Below are 2,816 nucleotides of genomic sequence, written 5' to 3'. Positions count from 1 at the left end.
CCAGGTCGTTCGTCCGGCGGGGCGCTCCACCTGGACCAGCCGGACGCGGCCCGGCCGAGCGTAGCTTGCGCGACGGGATGCCGGCCTAGCCGGGAGCCACCCCAGCTTTGGGAGAAATCTGGGAGACGATCTTGTTATCCGCACCGCCGCAGCCCACACCAGACCGACCAACACCACCACGCCTAGCCAGGCCGTTCGCACGCCTGTACTGGTCAACCGATCATGTTGACCATGCTGGGGGTCAAGGGGTCGCAGGTTCAAATCCTGTCAGCCCGACAAATATCGCCGATGACCTGCGGAAACGCAGGTCATCTCTTTGTTGATCCGAGGACGCCCCCCGAAAACCCCCCGTTTTGGATTCTCAGCACCCGTCTGCTCCTGCTCTGACCACCGCGGTGGCAGTCGGCTCGACAATCTCCGCGCTGCTCCTGGACGTCGGGGCCCTCCCGCGTGGGATGTCACTCGAACGGATCCTGCCGTGGCTTGACCGCCTCTGGCGGCTCGGCATCAGTGCTTGATTCGCCCGATGCGACGTGGGCCGTGCTCCGTGCCGCGCGCCGAGCCGCCGCCCTCTCCGCTACACCCAAAGCCGGAACCTTCCCGATCGAAGAAGCTCAGGGTGGTGGTTTCGATGCGGATGCTGACCCGGCGGCCGCCGAGGATGTCCGCCGCCACGACCTGGTGCCGACCCAGCGACACGCTGCCGTAGCGGTTCACGGTCCGGTCGACCTCCACCACGTCCCCAGCCTCCGGAGCCGGGATCGGCGGCGGTCCGGCGAGACGTCCACCGTTGTGGAGCAGGGCGGCGAGGTCGGTGGCCGACAGGTGCGATCGGCGCCGTCACCCAGGCCGAGTGACGGTGCCTGACGTCGGCCGGTCCAGTCCCATGATCATGCGCATGGTCGTGGACTTGCCGGCGCCGTTCGGGCCGAGGAACCCCGTGCCGGTCCCGGGCGCGATCGTGAAGCTGAGGGAGTGCACGGCGGTGGTGTCGCCGTAGCGCTTGGTGAGCTCGCGTGCCTCGATCATGATTGGGACCTTTCTGGGGGATCGGGTGGGACGGAGTTCTCAGCAGCGAACGCTGAGGCAGGTGACCGTGCCCGAGGGTGGTGCGAGCGAAGGATGGTCGGGCGCGGGGCGGGCAGTCACGCCTGCTGCGGCGTGCGGAGTGGCTCGCTGTCGAGGCTGGCTGCCAGGGTCGCCGGCGATGCGGTGCGGCGTGGCCAGGTCCAGGCGGAGCGCAGGATGAAGGCCAGGATCAGCACCTCGATTCCGATGGTGAGGCCGTAGTAGAAGGCCCAGTCCCAGGACGCCCCTGCCGCGTTGAACACCATGAGGGGGATGTTGAGCGATGCCGCGACGAGGTTCGTGGCGCGGTTCACCCGGGCGGGCAGCGTCATGGAGAGCAGGATCATCAGGGCCGGGATCCCTATGACCACGATGAAAATGGTCATCAACGTCAGGGTGATTGTTGAACTCAAAGATGCGGCCACCCCGGATTTGGTCGATGGCGCCGGGCTGGTAGAGGTGGAAGTAGTCGATGTAGATGATGAAGAACATCAAGCTGGTCCAGGCTGCCGCGAGCTTGGCCTGCAAGGGGACCGGCGGGTTGTCGAGCCGGTTCGGGGTGTTCGTCCGGCTGGTCATCGGTTCTTCTTCCGAGAGGAGCGGTCCGTCCGCCGGAGTGGCGGCAGGTCTGGGCGTGCATACGCACGGGTGGGGTCGTTCTCGTCGGTCCGGTCGTCAGACGGTGACGACGACCTTCCCTCGGGTGTGGCCGGCCCCGACGTAGCGGAGGGCGTCGCGCCGCCATAGAGCGACGTCAGCCCTTTCCACGGATGAGCCGTAGGCCGGTGATAACGAGCCAGACGAGCCACGCGGCTAAGCCCGTAACCCCGGCGAACACCAGTGGCGAGCCATCCGCGATGGCGAGGTTTCCGGTGCCGGCCAAGATGAGCACGCTGCCGCCCGCCACGGCGAGCAGCCGCTGCCACGGCCGGGTCAACCCGCTGGCGTGGGTGGCCAGCGCCGCGCCGATGAAGGTCGCCCCGAGCGCGGGCAGCGCGAGCGCGAAGAGCGCGGCGTGAAGCTGCCAGGCCAGCTCGAAGGCGGGGTTTGGCTCGACCAGGCCCTCCGCGGCGAGCACGACCGCGATGTGCGTGGCTAGGACGAGGGCGAATATCGCCGAGAACGTCGCTCCGGCTGCCACCGCGAGCCGCGACCAGTCCGCCCCTGCGGCGCCGCGGCGCTGCACGAGCCCCTGCAGTCCCGTGACGAACGCCAGGAGCAGGACCATGTTCAAGGCCTCCAGACCGGCGGCGACGGTCACGGCGCCCCGGTTCGCGGCGTGGTAGGCGAGGACCTCACCAAGAGGATCGCCGTAGGTGGGCGCTGCAGTGCCGTCGCCAAGGCCGAGGAGCTGGGCTACACCACCAAAAAACATCGCGTTCTGAACGATCACTGACGCGGCGTAGGCGACCGCGACGCCGCCGACGATTCGCGTCGTGGACACCCGGTCCAGGACCTGCCGGTCCTCTAGCGCGGTGAGTTCTGCTTTCTGGGTTCTCACGTCGTACTCCTTCGTTTCATTCGGATGGCGGGTTGTCGAGCAGGTCGGGGTGTTCGTTCGGATGGTCATCGGTTCTTCTTGCGAGAGGAGCGGTCCGTCCGCCGGAGTGGCGGCAGGTCTGGGCGTGCATACGCACGGGTTGGGTCGTTCTCGTCGGTCCGGTCGTCAGACGGTGACGACGACCTTCCCTCGGGTGTGGCCGGCCCCGACGTAGCGGAGGGCGTCGGCTGCTTCGTCGAGGGGGTAG

General features: G+C 67.9%; 4 protein-coding genes and 1 pseudogene. All 5 read right to left on the bottom strand.

Features of this window, described 5'->3' with window-relative positions; genetic code table 11:
• Positions 1 to 507: 507 nt before the first annotated feature.
• A complete protein-coding gene (locus AB0M20_RS36125) occupies positions 508 to 738 on the bottom strand; it encodes a hypothetical protein (protein ID WP_364305107.1) in 231 nt (76 codons plus the stop codon).
• Positions 739 to 852: 114 nt separating this feature from the next.
• A pseudogene (locus tag AB0M20_RS36120) lies at positions 853 to 1,029 on the bottom strand (ATP-binding cassette domain-containing protein); the annotation flags it as partial.
• A 116-nt stretch (positions 1,030 to 1,145) separates the two neighbouring features.
• A complete protein-coding gene (locus AB0M20_RS36115) occupies positions 1,146 to 1,454 on the bottom strand; it encodes a hypothetical protein (protein ID WP_364305105.1) in 309 nt (102 codons plus the stop codon).
• 368 nt (positions 1,455 to 1,822) lie between these two features.
• Positions 1,823 to 2,638 (bottom strand): hypothetical protein, encoded by an 816-nt coding sequence (locus tag AB0M20_RS36110; RefSeq protein ID WP_364305103.1) that lies wholly within the window; start codon positions 2,636 to 2,638, stop codon positions 1,823 to 1,825.
• A 96-nt stretch (positions 2,639 to 2,734) separates the two neighbouring features.
• Positions 2,735 to 2,816, bottom strand: an 82-nt coding sequence (locus AB0M20_RS36105; RefSeq protein ID WP_364305108.1) for a zinc-binding dehydrogenase, incomplete at its 5' end; no start/stop codon positions are given.

It is taken from the genome of Actinoplanes sp. NPDC051633, assembly GCF_040681735.1.
GTDB lineage: Bacteria > Actinomycetota > Actinomycetes > Mycobacteriales > Micromonosporaceae > Actinoplanes.
Note: the sequence above shows the minus strand (reverse complement) of the source record. Positions and strands in the feature narration are given on the sequence as shown.

Bases quoted from the DNA above. Each gene is read 5' to 3' on its own strand.
- AB0M20_RS36110 (WP_364305103.1), bottom strand. From the start codon at position 2,638: ATGACCATCCGAACGAACACCCCGACCTGCTCGACAACCCGCCATCCG.
- AB0M20_RS36115 (WP_364305105.1), bottom strand. From the start codon at position 1,454: ATGACCATTTTCATCGTGGTCATAGGGATCCCGGCCCTGATGATCCTG.